Raw genomic sequence first — 17,141 nt, forward strand, 5'->3', positions numbered from 1 at the left:
AAACCGGGGAAGTAAGGAGAACCCGCGATGATAGGTCTCGTGCTGGCGGCCGGCGCCGGACGGCGTCTGCGCCCCTACACCGACACGCTGCCCAAGGCTCTGGTGCCGGTGGGCCCGGAAGGCGACGAGGAGTCGCTGACGGTGCTGGACCTGACGCTGGGGAACTTCGCGGAGGTCGGTCTGACGGAGGTCGGTGTGATCGTCGGCTACCGCAAGGAAGCCGTCTACGACCGTAAGGCGGCCCTGGAGGCCAAGTACGGTCTGAAGATCACGCTGATCGACAACGACAAGGCCGAGGAGTGGAACAACGCCTACTCCCTGTGGTGCGGCCGGGACGCGCTGAAGGACGGCGTGATCCTCGCCAACGGCGACACCGTGCACCCGGTCTCGGTCGAGAAGACGCTGCTCGCCGCGCGCGGTGAGGGCAAGAAGATCATCCTCGCGCTGGACACGGTGAAGTCCCTGGCGGACGAGGAGATGAAGGTCGTCGTGGACCCCGAGAAGGGTGTCCAGAAGATCACCAAGCTGATGGACCCGGCCGAGGCGACCGGCGAGTACATCGGCGTGACCCTCATCGAGGGCGACGCGGCGGAGGAGCTGGCCGACGCGCTGCGTGCGACCTTCGAGCGTGACCCGCAGCTCTACTACGAGGACGGTTACCAGGAGCTGGTGAACCGCGGCTTCAAGGTCGACGTCCAGCCCATCGGCGACGTCTCCTGGGTCGAGATCGACAACCACGACGACCTCGCACGGGGACGGGAGATCGCGTGCCGATACTGACCCGGCTCATCCCCTCGCCGGTGGTCGTGGATGTCCGGCCGGGTGCCCTCGCGGACCTGGCCAGCATCCTCGCCGACCAGCGCATCTCGCACTCCGGCCGCCTCGCCGTCGCGGTCAGCGGCGGTTCCGGCGCCCGGCTGCGGGAGCGGGTCGCGCCGCAGTTGCCGGGTGCCACCTGGTACGAGGTCGGCGGCGGCACGCTGGACGACGCCGTACGGCTCGCCGACGAGATGAAGTCGGGCCGCTACGACGCCGTGGTCGGCCTGGGCGGCGGGAAGGTCATCGACTGCGCCAAGTACGCGGCGGCCCGCATCGGCCTGCCGCTGGTCGCGGTCGCCACCAACCTCTCCCACGACGGCATCTGCTCGCCGGTGTCCATCCTGGACAACGACGCGGGCCGGGGCTCGTACGGCGTGCCCTCGCCCATCGCGCTGCTGATCGACCTGGACATCATCCGGGAGACGCCGGTGCGCTTCGTGCGCTCCGGCATCGGGGACGCCGTGTCGAACATCTCGGCGGTCGCGGACTGGGAGCTGGCCAACCGGGTCAACGGCGAGAAGATCGACGGTCTCGCCGCCGCCATGGCCCGCCAGGCCGGCGAGGCGGTGCTCAGGCACCCCGGCGGCTGCGGCGACGACCCCTTCCTCACCGTGCTCGCCGAGGGCCTCGTGATGTCCGGCATCGCCATGTCGATCGCCGGTCACACGCGTCCCGCCTCGGGCGCCTGCCACAAGATCAGCCACGCGTTCGACCTGCTCTACCCCAAGCGCGCGGCCAGTCACGGTGAGCAGTGCGGCTTCGGCGCGGCCTTCGCCATGCACCTGCGCGGCGACCACGAGGGCTCGTTCCTCATGGCCGCCTCGCTGCGCAGGCACGGGCTGCCGGTGCTGGCCGAGGAGATGGGGTTCAGCGTGGACGAGTTCGTGCGGGCCGTGGAGTTCGCGCCGGAGACCCGGCCTGGCCGCTACACGATCCTGGAGCACCTGGACCTGTCCGCGGACCGGATCCGGCAGTCGTACGCCGATTACACGGCCTCGCTGAACCGCTGACCAGGGCCCGGTTTGACCCGTACGTGGACGCGCCCGTACCCTTGGCCGTCGGCGTGTCATCTGAACATGCCACATCCCCGTAAACCTTCTCCTCCCGGTCGCCCTGGGCGGTCGGGAGAGGTCGTGCATGGTGTTCTGCCGGTCCGGCTGGCCTGCGGGGGTGCCGTTCTTCGAGCGAAAGTGAGATCCGCGTGTACGCCATCGTGCGCAGCGGTGGTCGCCAGCACAAGGTTGCTGTCGGCGACATCGTTGAGGTTGACAAGATTTCCACCGCCAATGTTGGCGACACGGTCGAGCTTTCGACCCTGCTCGTTGTCGACGGCGACTCCGTGACCAGCGACCCGTGGGTGCTGGCCGGCATCAAGGTCCAGGCCGAGATCGTGGACCACCACAAGGGCCAGAAGATCGACATTCTGCGCTACAAGAACAAGACCGGCTACCGCCGTCGTCAGGGCCACCGCCAGCAGTACACGGCGATCAAGGTCACTGAGATCCCCGCGGCTGCGAAGTAAGGGACTGAGAAGACATGGCACACAAGAAGGGCGCATCGTCCACCCGGAACGGTCGCGACTCCAATGCCCAGCGGCTCGGCGTGAAGCGCTTCGGCGGTCAGGTCGTCAGCGCTGGTGAGATCCTCATCCGCCAGCGCGGCACCCACTTCCACCCGGGCGCCGGCGTCGGCCGTGGCGGCGACGACACGCTGTTCGCGCTGCTGCCCGGTGCGGTGGAGTTCGGTACCCACCGCGGCCGCAAGGTCGTGAACATCGTTCCGGTCGCCTGAATCCTCTGATTCACGGCCGCGAGCGTAAAAGCTGCGCGAGGCGGACCTCACTTCCCGGTCGGGAAGGCGGGTCCGCCTTTCGCGTGTTGACATAGGTATTACCCGTACTTTTCTGGAGGCACCGAACCATGACCACCTTCGTGGACCGCGTCGAACTGCACGTCGCCGCGGGTAACGGGGGCCACGGCTGTGCCTCCGTCCACCGTGAGAAGTTCAAGCCGCTCGGCGGTCCGGACGGCGGCAACGGCGGGCGGGGCGGCGACATCATCCTCACCGTCGACCAGTCCGTGACCACGCTGCTCGACTACCACCACTCCCCGCACCGCAAGGCCACCAACGGCAAGCCCGGTGAGGGCGGCCACCGCTCCGGCAAGGACGGCCAGGACCTGGTCCTCCCCGTCCCGGACGGCACGGTCGTCCTGGACAAGGAGGGCAACGTGCTGGCCGACCTCATCGGCCACGGCACCTCCTTCATCGCCGCGCAGGGCGGCCGGGGCGGCCTCGGCAACTCGGCGCTCGCCAGCGCCCGCCGCAAGGCCCCCGGCTTCGCGCTGCTCGGTGAGCCCGGTGACCTCCAGGACGTGGTCCTGGAGCTGAAGACCGTCGCCGACGTGGCCCTGGTCGGCTACCCGAGCGCGGGCAAGTCCTCGCTGATCTCGGTGCTCAGCGCCGCCAAGCCGAAGATCGCGGACTACCCCTTCACCACCCTGGTGCCCAACCTCGGCGTGGTGACGGCCGGCTCGACCGTCTACACCATCGCCGACGTGCCCGGTCTGATCCCCGGCGCCAGCCAGGGCAAGGGCCTGGGCCTGGAGTTCCTGCGCCACGTGGAGCGCTGCTCGGTGCTGGTGCACGTGCTGGACACCGCCACGCTGGAGTCCGACCGCGACCCGCTCTCCGACCTCGACATCATCGAGGAGGAGCTGCGTCAGTACGGCGGCCTGGACGACCGGCCCCGCATCGTCGTCCTCAACAAGATCGACGTGCCCGACGGCAAGGACCTCGCCGAGATGGTCCGCCCCGAGCTGGAGGAGCGCGGCTACCGCGTCTATGAGGTCTCCGCGGTGGCCCACACCGGCCTGCGCGAGCTGACGTTCGCCCTCGGTGACCTGGTCGGCCAGGCGCGTGCCGCCAAGCCTCAGGAGGAGGCGACGCGGATCGTCATCCGGCCCAAGGCCGTGGACGACGCGGGCTTCACCGTCACCCGCGAGGAGATCGACGGCGAGCCGCTGTTCCGGGTGCGCGGCGAGAAGCCGGAGCGCTGGGTGCGCCAGACCGACTTCAACAACGACGAGGCCGTCGGCTACCTGGCCGACCGCCTCAACCGCCTCGGTGTCGAGGACAGGCTGATGAAGGCGGGCGCCCGCACGGGCGACGGCGTCGCCATCGGCCCCGAGGAGAACGCGGTCGTCTTCGACTGGGAGCCCACGGTCACCGCCGGCGCCGAGATGCTCGGCCGTCGTGGCGAGGACCACCGCCTGGAGGAGGAGCGTCCGGCGGCCCAGCGCCGCAGGGACCGCCAGGCCGAACGCGACGAGGCCCAGCGGGAGTTCGACGACTTCGAGCCCTTCTGAGGCGGTCACCCGGCCGGCGCCCGGCGCCGGCCGGCGGTTGACGGCTGAAGGCTGACGGATACGCGAAAGAGGGCGGGCCGGAGAGAATCTCTCCGGCCCGCCCTCTTTCGCGTCGGGTGTCAGACGTTGATCAGACGTTGATCAGACCGGACTCGCCGGACGGCTGACGCGGGATGCGGGCCTTGGCCAGGGTGGAAGGCGCCGGCGCCGGGGTCCGCTCGTCCAGCGGCAGCACCTCGGGGGTGGCCTCCTGGTCGAGGAACAGGCGGCGCACCACACGCTCCGCCGCGTTGCCGTCGTCGAACTGCACGAACCGCTCGCGGAACGCCGAGCGCAGCTCGGTCGCCTTGTCGCTCTTCCACTCGCCGGAACGGAAGACCTCGATCAGCTCGTCCTCGCTGGTCGCGGTCGCGCCCGGGGTCTCACCCGGCTTCCCGGAGAGGATGTCGAAGTAGACGCCGCGGGCCCGGCTGTAGACCTCCCAGTCGTCCGCGTACGTGACGATCGGGCGGTCCAGGCACGCGTAGTCGAACATGATGGAGGAGTAGTCGGTGATCAGCGCGTCGGCGGCCAGGCAGAGGTCCTCCACCACCGGGTACTTCGACACGTCCTTGATCAGGCCGCGCTCCTGGAGCGCCTCCAGGCGGGGGTCGCTGCCGTAGAAGTAGTGGGTACGGACCAGCACGACGTGGTCGGGGCCGAGTTCACGGCAGAACCGCTCCAGGTCGATGCGGGGCACGTAGCCCTTCTGGTAGTCGCGCACCGTCGGGCAGTACAGGATGGCGGTCTTGCCCGGCTCGATGCCCAGCTCGGCGCGGATGCGGACGACGTCCTCGGCGGTGGCGCGGTAGTAGACGTCGTTGCGCGGGTAGCCGTACTCGACGCCCTCGAACGCGCAGGGGTAGACCCGCTCCCAGATCTCCGAGGAGTGCCGGTTCGAGGTCAGGCTCAGGTCCCACTTGTCGGCCCGCTCCAGCATCTTGCCGAAGCTCATGTTCTTGGCCGCCGCCGGGTACTTCTGCTGGTCGATGCCCATCTGCTTGAGCGGGGTGCCGTGGTGCGTCTGCAGGTGGACCTGGTCCGGGCGCTTCACGATGTCGTTCGGGAAGTTGACGTTGTTGACGAGGTACTTGGCGCGAGCCATGACCTCCCAGTACCGCGGCGAGTTCGCCACGACGTAGTCGACGCCCGCCGGGACGGTGTCCACCGCGTCCTTCTTGATGACCCAGACGCCGTGGACGTTCGGCGCCAGTTCCTTCGCCTTCTCGTAGATGGCGGCGGGGTTGCAGGCGACGCCGCGGTTCCAGTAGGCGGCGTAGACGGCGAGGTTCTCGTCGACGGGGCGGCGCAGGTGCAGCCGGTAGAGCCGGTTGTAGGCGGTCTTGCCGAGCTTGTGCTTGGCCTTCGTGGCCCGCTGGACGACCTGGCGGCGGGTGTCGGCGGCGAACGTCACGGCCGCGTACGCCGCGTAGGAACCGCGCTCGAGCAACTGGAACCTGACGCCCTGCGAGCCCTCGGGGAGGACGAAGTCACGGGGCCGGTACCGCTTGTACTGGGCGGCCGACAGCTTGAAGAACTCCGCGCGGTCCTTGGGGACGATGCGGTCCTCACGCATGAGGGTGAACAGGAAGTGGCTGGCCATGCGCTCGAAGAGCAGGGCGCGCACCGGCTTCGTGTCGGGGTGCTCGTCGAGGAACTCGAAGAGCCGGGCGTACTGCTCGAAGATGCCGAAGTGCTTGCGGCCGGGCGTGCGCATGGAGTTGCCCTGGCGGCGCTGGCGGTACTCGACGCAGACGTGGTCGAGCGCGGCGATGGTCTCCGCGGTCAGCATGGTCTTGTAGACCATGAGGGCGTCTTCGTAGATGCCGTCGGTGAAGGTGAAGTTGTGGTCGGTGACGTAGAAGTCACGCCGGTACACACGGTTCCACACGACGGCGAACATGGTGAGGAACTCGGGACGCTCCAGCGCGGTGAAGACGTCCGTGCCGGCGCTGCTGAGCAGTTCACCGGCCGCGCTCGCCTGGACCCGGTTGTTCCAGTAGGTGCGGACGTGGTTGAGCAGCAGGATGTCCGGGTCGCCCGTGACGTCGAGCCGCTCGGCTATCGCCTGCAGCGCGCCCTCGGCGAGGGTGTCGTCGCTGTCCAGGAACAGGATGTACTCGCCCCGCGCCTTCAGCGCGCCGGCGTCGCGCGCCTTGCCGATGCCCTGGTTCACCTCGAGGTGCACCGGTACGACGCGGCTGTCGAGGGCGGCGTACTCGTCGAGTATGCGACCGCAGGAGTCGGGCGAGTGGTCATCGATGGCTATGACCTCGAAATCGCCGAACGACTGCGAGAGGATGGAATCCAAGCATGCGCGCAGGTATCCCTGGACTTTGTAAACGGGGACGACAACGCTGATTTTCGGCGAAGCGTTTCCATTCGCAATTGGCATGCTTCGGGGCTCCTGAGACTGTCGATCAAACTCAACTGCGCCCCGTCGCGTGAACCGCGGCGAGGCGCGAGAGGTACAGGGAGGGCAAGGTAAACGTGCGGATAATCGTAGCCTACGCCCCCCTGAGACGGCCGTTGCCGACGGGTGGCCTGCCTCACGGGAGCCGGCCGTCCCCTCGCGGTCCACGTCGCCGCTCGTGAGGGAACGGCGAAGACCCGGCCACGAGGGCCAAGGCGCGGGCGGCCCCCAGGGCGGACCGGTTCCACAGTCGTGACGCAAGTGTTGCCGATCGGTGAGGCGAAGTGGACCGCGGGGGATGAGTGTGCGGATGTTGTGCTTCGGCCCACATCCGGCCATCCGTGACGGAAAGCCGACTGTTGTTTGTGTGTGATGTCCGAGTTGCGTGGATATATTGCGCGGATATATCCACGTCACGCGTCATGGCGTGAGAGCACCGGTGTGGAATTCCCGCACCGGCGTTTTCCGGTGACGGCATGAAGGCGGCCTGAATTGATGTGCGCCGCCGTCACGGGCGGCGAATTGACGGCGCACACGGGATTCGCCGTTCAGTCCGCCGTGGCTTTCACGCCTTCAGGTCCGCCTCGTCACCCATCACCACGACCGGATGCCTCTTCGGGTCGAGCGTGCGCAGCAGGTACTCCATGTCCGCCTTGGACTGGCTCACGCACGCCGAAGTACCGCTGCCGTGGTCCATGTGCAGCCAGATGCCGCCGCCCTTGGACTGCCCCTGCGGCCGGGTCTGGTCGTTGGGCGCGGTGCCCCTGACCCGGTTGTAGTCGATGGCGATGACGAGATCGAAGTCGTGCCAGTACGACTTCTTCCAGAAGTGCGGTGCCTGGAAGGCGGCCGACTCGGTGTACGGCAGCCTGGCCTCGGGCGCGGCCAGCACCCCGCCGGCGTCGCTCAGCGTGAACACCCCGACCGGGCTGCGCAGATCGTCCTCGTGATGGTCGGTCGCCCAGCCCTTGCGGCCGTTGTGCGTGGCCCAGGAACGCTCCCGCGTCCAGGTGGAGCCCTTCTTCGAGTACAGCGCCGCGCGTGAGTCCGCCGAGTCGCGCCCCTTGCCGGAGACCAGCAGCACCTGCCGGGACTCACCGGGCACGCGGTTCCACAGCCGGTCCCCGACGCCGGGCACCCGCTTCAGCGCCGCCTCGGCCGGCTTTCTGTCGTCGCGGCCCTGCACGGCACCCTGGTCCCCGCGCTCCGGGTGCCCCGGACCCCCGCACCCCGCCGCACCGAGGACGAGCAACGCCCCGCCCACCGCAGCCGCTACCGCTCGCACCGCACCGCCGTTTCGCATGGGCTCCATGGTCGCAGAACGTGCCCCGTCCGCACTTTCCGCCGTCGCCGGACCGGGTCGTCCGCCTGCTGAAACCCGGCTGCACCGCCCGCTCCCATTCACGTAGATTGCGGGCACACGCAGCCGGACCGGTGCGAGAGGAAAGCGGGCAAGGTGGCAAGCGCAAGGCAGACCGTGGGCGAGGCCCGGCGGATCGTCGTCAAGGTGGGGTCCTCCTCACTGACCACCGCCGCCGGAGGGCTCGACGCGGACCGCGTGGACGCACTGGTCGACGTGCTGGCGAAGGTGCGCGGTGGCGGGGAGCGGGAGATCGTGCTCGTCTCCTCCGGCGCCATCGCCGCCGGACTCGCCCCGCTCGGCCTGGAGCGCCGCCCCAAGGACCTCGCCCGCCAGCAGGCCGCCGCCAGCGTCGGCCAGGGCCTGCTGGTCGCCCGCTACACCGCCTCCTTCGCCCGCTACGGCGTCCGCGTCGGCCAAGTCCTGCTCACCAGCGACGACATGAGCCGCCGCGCCCACCACCGCAACGCCTCCCGCACCCTGGACAAGCTGCTCGCGATGGGCGCCTTCCCGATCGTCAACGAGAACGACACCGTCGCCACCGACGAGATCCGCTTCGGCGACAACGACCGCCTCGCCGCCCTTGTCGCCCACCTCGTCCACGCCGACCTGCTGGTGCTCCTCTCCGACATCGACGGCGTCTACGACGGCGACCCCGCCCGCCCCGGCACCGCCCGCATCGCCGAGGTGCGTGGCCCGGCCGACCTCAGCGGTGTCGAGATCGGCAGCGCGGGCAAGGCGGGCGTCGGCACCGGGGGCATGGTCACCAAGGTCGAGGCCGCCCGGATCGCGGCCGCCGCCGGTATCCCCGTGGTGCTCACCAACGCCGTGCACGCCGCCGACGCCCTCGCGGGCGGCGACACCGGCACCTGCTTCCACCCCACCGGCAAGCGCTCCGCCGACCGGCTGCTCTGGCTCCAGCACGCCTCCACCCCGCAGGGCTCGCTCACCCTGGACGACGGCGCCGTGCGCGCGGTGGTCGAGCGGCGCACCTCGCTGCTGCCGGCCGGGATCGCCGCCGTCACCGGCGAGTTCGGCGCCGGGGACCCGGTCGAGCTGCGGGACCGCGCCGGGCGCGCGGTGGCGCGCGGGCTCGTCAACTTCGACGCCAAGGAGCTGCCCCAGTTGCTCGGGCGTTCGACCCGCGAGCTGGCACGCGAGCTGGGCCCGGCCTACGAACGCGAGGTCGTGCACCGGGACGACCTGGTACTCCTGCACCCCTGACCGCCGGCCGGGCGCCCCGGAAGCCGGGCACGCCGGGGGACCCCGGTGGGGGACGTTCCGTAAAACCGCCACGCGGAGCCCTGCGGCCTGCTCAACTTTGTCGCGGGGACATGTTGAAGGGACACGTTCCGTCAAGGGGCCATGCGTGAAGGAGGCCGTCGTGAGACGAGTCCGTCCTGGGGCGGCGTCCCGCGGTGCTCTGACGAGCGTCGCGGCCGGGGACACCTACGAGGAGCCCAAGGACCTGCCCCGCCTGTGGCACGTCACCCTCAGCGTCTCCGGGGAACGCGTCCCCCTGCAGGACCTGCGGCGGGCCCTGGAACAGCTCGCCCACGACCACCCCTTCCTGCTGACCAGCAGATACGCCGGCGACCACGCGGAGATCCGGTACTGGGAGGAGGCCCGCGACCTGCACGACGCGGCAGCCGTCGCGCTGCGCCTGTGGGGCGAGCACCGGCAGACCGCCGGGCTGCCGCCCTGGGAGATCGTCGGCCTGGAGGTCATCGACCGCGAGACCTACCACCAGCGCATCGCCGAGGGCTACGGCCCCGCACCGGCCACTCCTGTGGGGGTCCACCCGTTCTGAGATGCGGGGTTTCGTCCCGTCTCGCGGTGTGGAACAGCCTCCGGAGAGCCTCGCGCCCCGCACTACCCTTCCCCCATGACCACGCTCTCCCCGTACGACTCCCTCTCGCCGGTCACCCAGGCCGCCCACCGGGCCAAGGCGGCCGCCGCCGACCTCGCGCCGCTCCCGCGTGCCGACAAGGACGACGCGCTGCTCGCCGTCGCGGACGCGCTGGAGGTCCGGACCGCCGAGATCGTGGCCGCCAACGCCCGTGACGTGGCCAAGGCGCGGGAGAACGGCACCAGCGAGTCGATCGTGGACCGGCTCGCCCTCACCCCGGAGCGGGTCCGCGCCATCGCCGCCGACGTGCGTGACGTGGCGAAGCTGCCCGACCCGGTCGGCGAGGTCGTCCGGGGCAACACGCTGCCCAACGGCATCGACCTGCGCCAGGTCCGCGTACCGCTCGGTGTCGTCGGCATCATCTACGAGGCCCGCCCCAACGTCACCGTCGACGCCGCCGCGCTCTGCCTGAAGTCCGGCAACGCCGTCCTGCTGCGCGGCTCGGCCTCCGCCTACGAGTCCAACACCGCCCTCGTCCGGGTGATCCGGGACGCCGTCGGGGGCGCCGGACTGCCCGCCGACGCCGTGCAGCTCGTGCCGGGGGAGAGCCGGGAGAGCGTGCGCGAGCTGATGCGCGCCCGGGGGCTCGTCGACGTCCTCATCCCGCGTGGCGGCGCCTCCCTGATCAGGACCGTGGTCAGCGAGTCCACCGTCCCCGTCATCGAGACCGGCACCGGCAACTGCCACGTCTACGTGGACGCCGACGCCGACATCGACATGGCCGTCGACATCCTGGTCAACTCCAAGGCCCAGCGGGTCAGCGTCTGCAACGCCGCCGAGACCCTCCTGGTCCACCAGGACATCGCCGCCGACTTCCTGCCCCGCGCCCTGGACGCGCTGGCCGAGGCCGGGGTCACCGTGCACGCCGACCCGCGCGTCCTCGCTCACGCCGAGGGCACCAAGGCCACCGTGGTCGAGGCCGTCCCCGAGGACTGGGAGACGGAGTACCTGTCGTACGACATCGCCGCCGCCGTCGTGGACTCCCTCGACAAGGCCGTCGAGCACATCCGGCGGTGGAGCTCCGGCCACACCGAGGCGATCGTCACCACCAGTCAGCAGGCCGCCCGGCGCTTCACCCGACTGGTGGACTCCACCACCGTCGCCGTGAATGCCTCCACCCGCTTCACCGACGGCGGCCAGTTCGGCTTCGGCGCGGAGATCGGCATCTCCACCCAGAAGCTGCACGCCCGGGGCCCCATGGGCCTTCCGGAGCTGACCAGCACCAAGTACATCGTCACCGGCGACGGCCACGTGCGCCCCTGAGCGCCCCGGCGGAAACGGCCGAGGGGCGACGGACGAATTTCCGTACCGTCTGCCCAAATTGACCCCCCAGGTCTACTCTGGACCCGTGCCGGAGGACGTGGGGGGCACGCCGTTCCCGGACGGCTGGGAGCCCGACGACGACCACGACCGCGGGGTGTCGGACGAAGAGTTCGCCTCCGTGGTACTCGACGCGGCCTTCGTGGCCGCGGCCACCGTCCACGAGCCGTCCGCCGTCGAACGCCTCCTCGCCGCCGCCGAGGCGCGGGCCGAGGCGTCCGAGACCGACCCCCGCCGCACCCACGCCCCCGCCGACCCCTACGACGAGGGGTACGGCCCCGACGGCAACGGGTTCGGCCACGACCTGGACGACGACCCGGACGGCCGCTACGCCTACGACGGCCACGACGGCCCGTTCGGCGCCTACGGCAAGATCCGCTGGCACCGGCCCGTGGCCTGGGTGCTCGCCGTGGTGATGGGCGTCGGCATGGTCGCGCTGGCCTTCGCCGCCGTCTACCGGGGCGCATCCTCCGGCAGCCGCGACCAGGTCCCCGCCCCCGCCTCCACCGGCCTCGACCGGGGTGGTGTGGCCGCCCCGTCGGTCTCCGCCGAGCACCCCAGGCCTGCCGTCTCCGCGATCCCGCGCACCCCCTGACGCCCACCCGGCGTTTTTGGTGGGAACCTGTCAGAAGTTGTCGCGTACCAGCGCGTTTACCCGAGCCCCTCGCGACCTACTCTGAAGGTATGGGCGGGCCTGGAGACCCACCGGAGGGGACACCCGAGGGCGGCCCCGGAGGTGCCGAGGACGAGTACCGATCCGTCGTGTTCGACGAGTCGTTCGTCCGCGCTGCCCGCCTGCAGGAGTCCTCCGCGCACGAACGCGTCAGCGACCACGCCCCCGCCGTACGCCGCCGCCCGCCCCTGCGCCGGGGGCTCACCCGGCAGGCGCTGATCCTCATCCTGCTGCTCGCCGTCGCCTTCGGCACCGCCATCTTCATGGGCTTCCGTCACCCGTACGGCTCAACGCCCCCCAGACGCTCCGCCGAGCCGGCCCGGATGACCGTCGTCCCGCTCGCCCCGCGCGGCAAGGTGCCCGGCGCCCCCGACGCCCGGACCCTGTTCGCGCGCAGCCCCGCCGCCCGCTTCGCGGTCGGCCTCGCGGGGATCCCGCTGCCCCCCTCCCGCCCCACCGCGCACTTCTCCGACAGCCAGATCCTGGCGGCCCTCGACACCGCCCGTAAGTACGTCCTGCACTCCGCGCTCGACCCCGACGTGCTCACCGGCCGCCAGGTCCGCCCCGTACGGGCCCTGCTGGACGCCGACCAGCTCGACCAGTTCGACCGCGGCCTGCGCGACCCCGTCGCCGACGGCCGCAACGCCCCCACCGGCTGGATGATCCGCTTCGACCCGGCCCGCACGGCCCTCGCGGGCGACGACATCCGCGTCCGGGGCGCCCTGCGGGTGAGCGAGACCGACGCGGCCACCCTCCAGGTCGTGGCCGACGGCACCTTCGTCTACGCCCTGCGCGCCGCCGGCACCGAAGGGCGGACCCCCGTCTCGCTGTTCACCGTGCGCCGTGAGCTGGTCCTCCGCTTCGACCGGGACACCCTGCGCGTCGGCCAGACCCGGCTGACCTCCTCCAGCACCCAGGCGGGTCCGCTGTCCTGCGCCGAGGACACCAGCGCCTATCTGCGCCCCCTCCTCGCCGGTGAGCGGGCCAAGGCGGGCGGACCGCCCGGCACCGACCCCTACGGGACCGGCGCCGCCGCCCTGTGCGGCACCCTCGCCGACTCCGCCCAGCCCCGCGGCTGAGCCCGCACGGCCTAGGCCGGGGTGTCCCCGGGCGGGGCGTCCTTCGGCGGGGCCTGGCCGGCGAAGCCGTTGAAGCCCCGGCGGACCCGGCCGCCCAGGTCGCCCGCGCCGCCCGCGAGATCCGAGACCAGCTTCATCAGCGGGTCCTTGCTGGTCCGCACGTCGCTCGCGTAGCTCGCGGCCGACTGCCGGAAGGACTCGCCGACCCTGGCCTCCTTGTCCTCCTCGCGGCGCGGGTAGTGGCCGTCCATGATCCGCTGGTGGTCGCGGGAGGCCGCCCACCTCTTCAGCTCGGCCGCCCGGATCGTGGTGAAGGGGTGCGAGCGCGGCAGCACGTTCAGGATCTTCAGCACCGAGTCCCGCAGGTCGCCCCCGGACTCGTACTCCTCGGCCTGCTCCAGGAAGGCGTCCACGTTCATCTCGTGGAGGTGGTTGCCGCCCGCGATCTTCATCAGGCCGCGCATCGACGCCTGGAGGTCCTGGCCCACCAGCAGCCCGGCCCGGTCGGCCGACAGCTCCGACTTACGGAACCACTCCCGCAGCGCCGTCACGATCGCCATGATCGCCACGTTGCCCAGCGGGATCCACGCCACCTTCAGCGCCAGCGTGGTCAGGAACAGCAGCACCGTGCGGTAGACGGAGTGACCGGACAGTGCGTGGCCCACCTCGTGGCCGACGACCGCCCGCATCTCCTCCTCGTCCAGCAGCTCCACCAGAGCGGTGGTCACCACGATGACCGGCTCGTCCAGGCCGATGCACATCGCGTTCGGCTTCGGGTCCTGGGTGACGTACATCGCCGGGACCTTCTCCAGGTCCAGGATGTAGCAGGCGTCGCGGAGCATGTCGTTCAGATGCGCGAACTGGCGGTCGGAGACCCGCACCGAGTCGGACAGGAACAGCAGCCTCAGGCTCCGCTCGGGCAGCAGCCCGCTCAGCGCCTTGAACACCGTGTCGAACCCGGTCAGTTTGCGCAGGGCCACCAGCGCGGACCGGTCGGCCGGATGCTCGTAGGCGCGCGAGGAGATCCCCGGGAAGCGGCTGCGCTGCCTGCCCGGCACGCGCTCGCGCCCGGCCTGCTCGTGGCGGTCGTCGGACATGTCTTCCCCCTGCGTCTCGGAAACCCGCTGCGCCCCCCGGACCGGGCCCAGCCTAGGCGGAGATACCGTGACGGGCAGCACCCTTAAGGAGTCACGTCATGGAGCATCACCCCGCAGCCGCCCGGCTGACCGAGGCCGCCGCGAGCGCCGTCCAGCAGCAGGGGCCGGGAAACCTGCTCCGGATCGTGCTGATCGTGATGGTCCTGGGCTGCGCGCTGACCGCCTGGTTCCTCCTGCGCGGCTACAAGCAGAAGGACGACTGACGCCGGGCGGAGGTTCCCGCGCGCGATCGTCAGGGGCCCTTTGCCGGAGTCGGCGTGATCGTCCCGGGGGCGCCCGCTTACGATGAGCCGACGTCTTTATCCCGCCCACACGCGATAGGTCCTGCCGAAGATGAGCTTCCACAGCACCGCTGCCCAGTTGGTCACTCTCGCCGCCGAGGGCTCAGAGCACGGCGGCAACCACAACAGCCTGAACCCCGCCATCACCGGCGGCGGCGCCCTGGTCATCCTGCTGCTCCTGCTGTGGATCACCACCCGCTTCAACCGCGACCGCTGATCACCGGCCGGTCCCCGGCGAGAAGCCGCAGGCCGGGCCGGTAGGGTCTGCACGCATGGGAGAGCAGGACATGCCTACCGGTCCGGCGGAGGGCACCGTGAACGATCCGGCACGGGACGCGGCGGACCACGGGCCCGCGCGTACGGGCCGGCGCAGGCTCGGTGTCATGGGTGGCACCTTCGACCCGATCCACCACGGGCACCTCGTGGCGGCAAGTGAGGTGGCGGCCCGGTTCCACCTGGACGAGGTGGTGTTCGTACCCACCGGCCAGCCCTGGCAGAAGTCGCACCGAAACGTCTCTCCGGCCGAGGACCGCTATCTGATGACGGTCATCGCGACCGCCGAGAACCCGCAGTTCTCCGTCAGCCGCATCGACATCGACCGCGGCGGCCCCACCTACACCGTGGACACGCTGCGCGACCTGCGCGCCCTCAACCCGGACACCGACCTGTTCTTCATCACCGGTGCCGACGCCCTCGCCCAACTGCTGACCTGGCGCGACTCCGAGGAACTCTTCTCCCTCGCCCACTTCGTCGGCGTCACCCGTCCCGGACACCAACTGACCGACGCCGGGCTGCCCGAGGGCGGTGTCTCCCTGGTCGAGGTGCCCGCGCTGGCCATCTCCTCCACGGAGTGCCGGGCGAGAGTCGCCAAGGGTGACCCCATCTGGTACATGGTCCCGGACGGGGTCGTCCGCTACATCGACAAGCGTGAGCTGTACCGCGGCGAGTGAGCCGAGAGGGGCACCGGTGAACGACCGATACGAAGCTGGGTACGGCGACGACCAGTACGGAGGGGAGGACCAGTACGAGATCGTCGGCTACGACGACTACGGGCGCCCCATGTACCAGCAGGTCCCGTCCCGCCCACCGCGGCAGCAGACCTACGACCCCTACGGGCAGCAGCAGGGCTACGCCCAGGGCGGCTACGACACCGGCCAGCAACAGCCGATACCCCCTGCCTACGACCCCTACGGGCAACAGGGCGCGCCCTACGACCCGTACGGCACGGGCGGCCACGACCCCTACGGGCAGGCGGCGGCCGGCGGCCAGCAGCAGCCGAGGGGCACCGAGCAGACGGCCTACATCCCGCAGCAGACCGGCCCCGACGCCCAGCCGCAGCGGCGGCCGCAGCCGCCCGAGGAGCCCGACGCACAGGCACCCCCGGCCGGTCCCGAGCGCCAAGAGGGGGGTGAGGAAGAGCAGTTCGCGTTCGTCGAGGAGCCGGACGGCGAGTCCGAGGACGTCATCGACTGGTTGAAGTTCACCGAGAACCGCACCGAGCGCCGCGAGGAGGCCCGCCGCCGCGCCCGCGGCCGGATCATCGCCCTCGGTGTCGCCCTCGCCCTGGTCGTGACCGGCGGCGTCGGCTACCTCTGGTACGCCGGGAAGCTGCCCGGCGTCTCCTCGCCCGGCTCCGCCACCGGCACCACCGTCGCCGCGGGCGCCCAGAAGCGCGACGTGATCGTGGTCCACCTGCACAACACCGGCAAGCGCGACACCTCCACCGTGCTGCTGGTCGACAACGCCACCACCAAGCGCGGCACCACCGTCCTGCTCCCCAACTCCCTGGCGCTGACCGACGATTCGGGCACCACCACCACGCTCGCCAAGTCGGTGGACGACGACGGGTCCTCCGGCACCCGCGACCAGCTCGACACCGTCCTCGGCACCGACATCCAGGGCACCTGGCGGCTGGACACGCCGTATCTGCAGAACCTCGTCGAGCTGGTCGGCAACATCGAGATCGACACCGACACCGACGTGCCCGACCCGGACGCGAAGAAGAAGGGCTCGGCCCCGCTGGTCCACCAGGGCAAGGCGCAGACGCTCAGCGGCAAGATGGCCGTCGCCTACGCCACCTACCGGGGGCCCGGCGAGACCGAGAACGCCCAGTTGGCGCGCTTCGGGCAGGTCATGCAGGGCGCATTGCGCAAGCTGTCCTCCGACCCGTCGGCCGCGACGACCACCGTGCAGACCCTCGCGCAGATCCTCGACCCGCCGCTGACCGACAAGGACCTGGGCACCTTCCTGGCCAAGCTGGCCGACCTCGCCAAGGGCGGCAAGTACCGAACCGTCCCGCTGCCGGTGCAGACCGACGGCACGCTGAGCGCCGGCACCAGCGACAGCGTGGTCAAGGACGTCCTGGGCGGCACCGCCAAGAGCCCCGACGCCGGCTCCGCGGTCCGGGTCGCGGTGCAGAACGCCACCGGCGCCAAGGACGACACCGAGAAGGCCCGCGTGACCCTGCTGGGCGGTGGCTTCGGCTTCATCGAGGGCGGCACCGCCTCCAGTGCCGAGGCCGCCTCCGAGGTGGTCTACTCCGACGCCGCCGACAAGCAGGACGCCGCCGACGTCGCCAAGACCCTGGGCCTTCCCGCCGGCTCGGTGACCAAGGGCGCGGTCTCCTCCGGCGCCGACGTCCTCGTCGTCCTCGGCCAGGACTACCGGCCCGGCACCTCCTGACACCCGCGGCACACCCCACGTGAGCACCGGAACACGTGGGGTGT

The 17,141-nt window shown here is 70.9% G+C and carries 17 protein-coding genes; 14 read left to right on the forward strand and 3 right to left on the reverse strand.

Translation table 11 applies throughout. The features are described from left to right. Positions 1-27 precede the first annotated feature (27 nt). The 5 genes from HEK131_RS05365 to obgE all read left to right on the forward strand — a co-directional run bounded on the left by HEK131_RS05365 (position 28) and on the right by obgE (position 4,184). On the forward strand, positions 28-780 hold the full coding sequence (locus tag HEK131_RS05365; RefSeq protein WP_244333849.1) for a sugar phosphate nucleotidyltransferase: 753 nt from the start codon (positions 28-30) through the stop codon (positions 778-780). Further along, entirely contained in the window at positions 768-1,829 is a 1,062-nt protein-coding gene (locus HEK131_RS05370) for an iron-containing alcohol dehydrogenase family protein (protein WP_217463352.1), read from the forward strand. Before HEK131_RS05365 ends, HEK131_RS05370 begins: the two co-directional genes overlap by 13 nt. A gap of 191 nt (positions 1,830-2,020) precedes the next feature. Next, positions 2,021-2,341, forward strand: a complete 321-nt coding sequence (gene rplU, locus HEK131_RS05375) for a 50S ribosomal protein L21 (RefSeq protein WP_161145910.1) — start codon at positions 2,021-2,023, stop codon at positions 2,339-2,341. 14 nt (positions 2,342-2,355) lie between these two features. Continuing rightward, the gene (rpmA, locus tag HEK131_RS05380) at positions 2,356-2,610 is read left to right on the forward strand and encodes a 50S ribosomal protein L27 (RefSeq protein WP_031183638.1); all 255 of its coding nucleotides are present in this window, start codon (positions 2,356-2,358) and stop codon (positions 2,608-2,610) included. A gap of 128 nt (positions 2,611-2,738) precedes the next feature. Beyond that, a complete protein-coding gene (gene obgE, locus HEK131_RS05385) occupies positions 2,739-4,184 on the forward strand; it encodes a GTPase ObgE (RefSeq protein ID WP_161145908.1) in 1,446 nt (481 codons plus the stop codon). A 130-nt stretch (positions 4,185-4,314) separates the two neighbouring features. Here the strand turns inward: obgE and HEK131_RS05390 are convergent, their stop codons facing one another. Continuing rightward, positions 4,315-6,618: a bifunctional glycosyltransferase/CDP-glycerol:glycerophosphate glycerophosphotransferase gene (locus tag HEK131_RS05390; protein WP_217463353.1), complete on the reverse strand. Its 2,304-nt coding sequence runs from the start codon at positions 6,616-6,618 to the stop codon at positions 4,315-4,317. A 583-nt stretch (positions 6,619-7,201) separates the two neighbouring features. Beyond that, entirely contained in the window at positions 7,202-7,939 is a 738-nt protein-coding gene (locus tag HEK131_RS05395; protein WP_244451944.1) for a L,D-transpeptidase family protein, read from the reverse strand. A 174-nt stretch (positions 7,940-8,113) separates the two neighbouring features. On the opposite strand from HEK131_RS05395, the gene proB reads away from it, so the two are divergent. From proB to HEK131_RS05420, 5 genes are all read left to right on the forward strand, one after another. Continuing rightward, entirely contained in the window at positions 8,114-9,220 is a 1,107-nt protein-coding gene (proB, locus tag HEK131_RS05400) for a glutamate 5-kinase (RefSeq protein WP_244451945.1), read from the forward strand. Between the two features lie 160 nt (positions 9,221-9,380). Beyond that, positions 9,381-9,806 (forward strand): hypothetical protein, encoded by a 426-nt coding sequence (locus HEK131_RS05405; RefSeq protein ID WP_217463355.1) that lies wholly within the window; start codon positions 9,381-9,383, stop codon positions 9,804-9,806. Between the two features lie 75 nt (positions 9,807-9,881). Next, positions 9,882-11,168, forward strand: a complete 1,287-nt coding sequence (locus HEK131_RS05410; protein WP_244333850.1) for a glutamate-5-semialdehyde dehydrogenase — start codon at positions 9,882-9,884, stop codon at positions 11,166-11,168. An 85-nt stretch (positions 11,169-11,253) separates the two neighbouring features. Beyond that, positions 11,254-11,820, forward strand: coding sequence for a hypothetical protein (locus tag HEK131_RS05415; protein WP_217463357.1), 567 nt, complete (start codon positions 11,254-11,256; stop codon positions 11,818-11,820). Positions 11,821-11,909: 89 nt separating this feature from the next. Further along, positions 11,910-12,977, forward strand: coding sequence for a hypothetical protein (locus HEK131_RS05420; protein ID WP_217463358.1), 1,068 nt, complete (start codon positions 11,910-11,912; stop codon positions 12,975-12,977). A gap of 11 nt (positions 12,978-12,988) precedes the next feature. Here the strand turns inward: HEK131_RS05420 and HEK131_RS05425 are convergent, their stop codons facing one another. After that, positions 12,989-14,074, reverse strand: coding sequence for a M48 family metallopeptidase (locus tag HEK131_RS05425; protein ID WP_217463359.1), 1,086 nt, complete (start codon positions 14,072-14,074; stop codon positions 12,989-12,991). Between the two features lie 98 nt (positions 14,075-14,172). Between HEK131_RS05425 and HEK131_RS05430 the strand changes: the two genes are divergently transcribed. The 4 genes from HEK131_RS05430 to HEK131_RS05445 all read left to right on the forward strand — a co-directional run bounded on the left by HEK131_RS05430 (position 14,173) and on the right by HEK131_RS05445 (position 17,097). After that, positions 14,173-14,337 carry a hypothetical protein gene (locus HEK131_RS05430; protein ID WP_217463360.1) on the forward strand — a complete coding sequence of 55 codons (165 nt, stop codon included), beginning with the start codon at positions 14,173-14,175 and terminating at the stop codon, positions 14,335-14,337. A gap of 130 nt (positions 14,338-14,467) precedes the next feature. Further along, positions 14,468-14,632 carry a hypothetical protein gene (locus HEK131_RS05435; protein ID WP_217463361.1) on the forward strand — a complete coding sequence of 55 codons (165 nt, stop codon included), beginning with the start codon at positions 14,468-14,470 and terminating at the stop codon, positions 14,630-14,632. Between the two features lie 55 nt (positions 14,633-14,687). After that, positions 14,688-15,365, forward strand: a complete 678-nt coding sequence (gene nadD / locus HEK131_RS05440) for a nicotinate-nucleotide adenylyltransferase (protein ID WP_217463362.1) — start codon at positions 14,688-14,690, stop codon at positions 15,363-15,365. A gap of 16 nt (positions 15,366-15,381) precedes the next feature. Continuing rightward, positions 15,382-17,097, forward strand: a complete 1,716-nt coding sequence (locus HEK131_RS05445) for a LytR C-terminal domain-containing protein (protein ID WP_244333851.1) — start codon at positions 15,382-15,384, stop codon at positions 17,095-17,097. The last annotated feature ends 44 nt before the right edge of the window (positions 17,098-17,141 follow it).

The organism is Streptomyces seoulensis (assembly GCF_022846655.1).
Classification (GTDB): domain Bacteria; phylum Actinomycetota; class Actinomycetes; order Streptomycetales; family Streptomycetaceae; genus Streptomyces.

What these genes read in the sequence shown, in the direction of transcription:
- HEK131_RS05365 (WP_244333849.1), top strand. Translation starts at nt 28, where the DNA reads ATGATAGGTCTCGTGCTGGCGGCCGGCGCCGGACGGCGTCTGCGCCCC.
- rpmA (WP_031183638.1), top strand. Translation starts at nt 2,356, where the DNA reads ATGGCACACAAGAAGGGCGCATCGTCCACCCGGAACGGTCGCGACTCC.
- obgE (WP_161145908.1), top strand. Translation starts at nt 2,739, where the DNA reads ATGACCACCTTCGTGGACCGCGTCGAACTGCACGTCGCCGCGGGTAAC.
- HEK131_RS05390 (WP_217463353.1), bottom strand. Translation starts at nt 6,618, where the DNA reads ATGCCAATTGCGAATGGAAACGCTTCGCCGAAAATCAGCGTTGTCGTC.
- HEK131_RS05395 (WP_244451944.1), bottom strand. Translation starts at nt 7,939, where the DNA reads ATGCGAAACGGCGGTGCGGTGCGAGCGGTAGCGGCTGCGGTGGGCGGG.
- HEK131_RS05410 (WP_244333850.1), top strand. Translation starts at nt 9,882, where the DNA reads ATGACCACGCTCTCCCCGTACGACTCCCTCTCGCCGGTCACCCAGGCC.
- HEK131_RS05420 (WP_217463358.1), top strand. Translation starts at nt 11,910, where the DNA reads ATGGGCGGGCCTGGAGACCCACCGGAGGGGACACCCGAGGGCGGCCCC.
- HEK131_RS05425 (WP_217463359.1), bottom strand. Translation starts at nt 14,074, where the DNA reads ATGTCCGACGACCGCCACGAGCAGGCCGGGCGCGAGCGCGTGCCGGGC.
- HEK131_RS05430 (WP_217463360.1), top strand. Translation starts at nt 14,173, where the DNA reads ATGGAGCATCACCCCGCAGCCGCCCGGCTGACCGAGGCCGCCGCGAGC.
- HEK131_RS05435 (WP_217463361.1), top strand. Translation starts at nt 14,468, where the DNA reads ATGAGCTTCCACAGCACCGCTGCCCAGTTGGTCACTCTCGCCGCCGAG.
- nadD (WP_217463362.1), top strand. Translation starts at nt 14,688, where the DNA reads ATGGGAGAGCAGGACATGCCTACCGGTCCGGCGGAGGGCACCGTGAAC.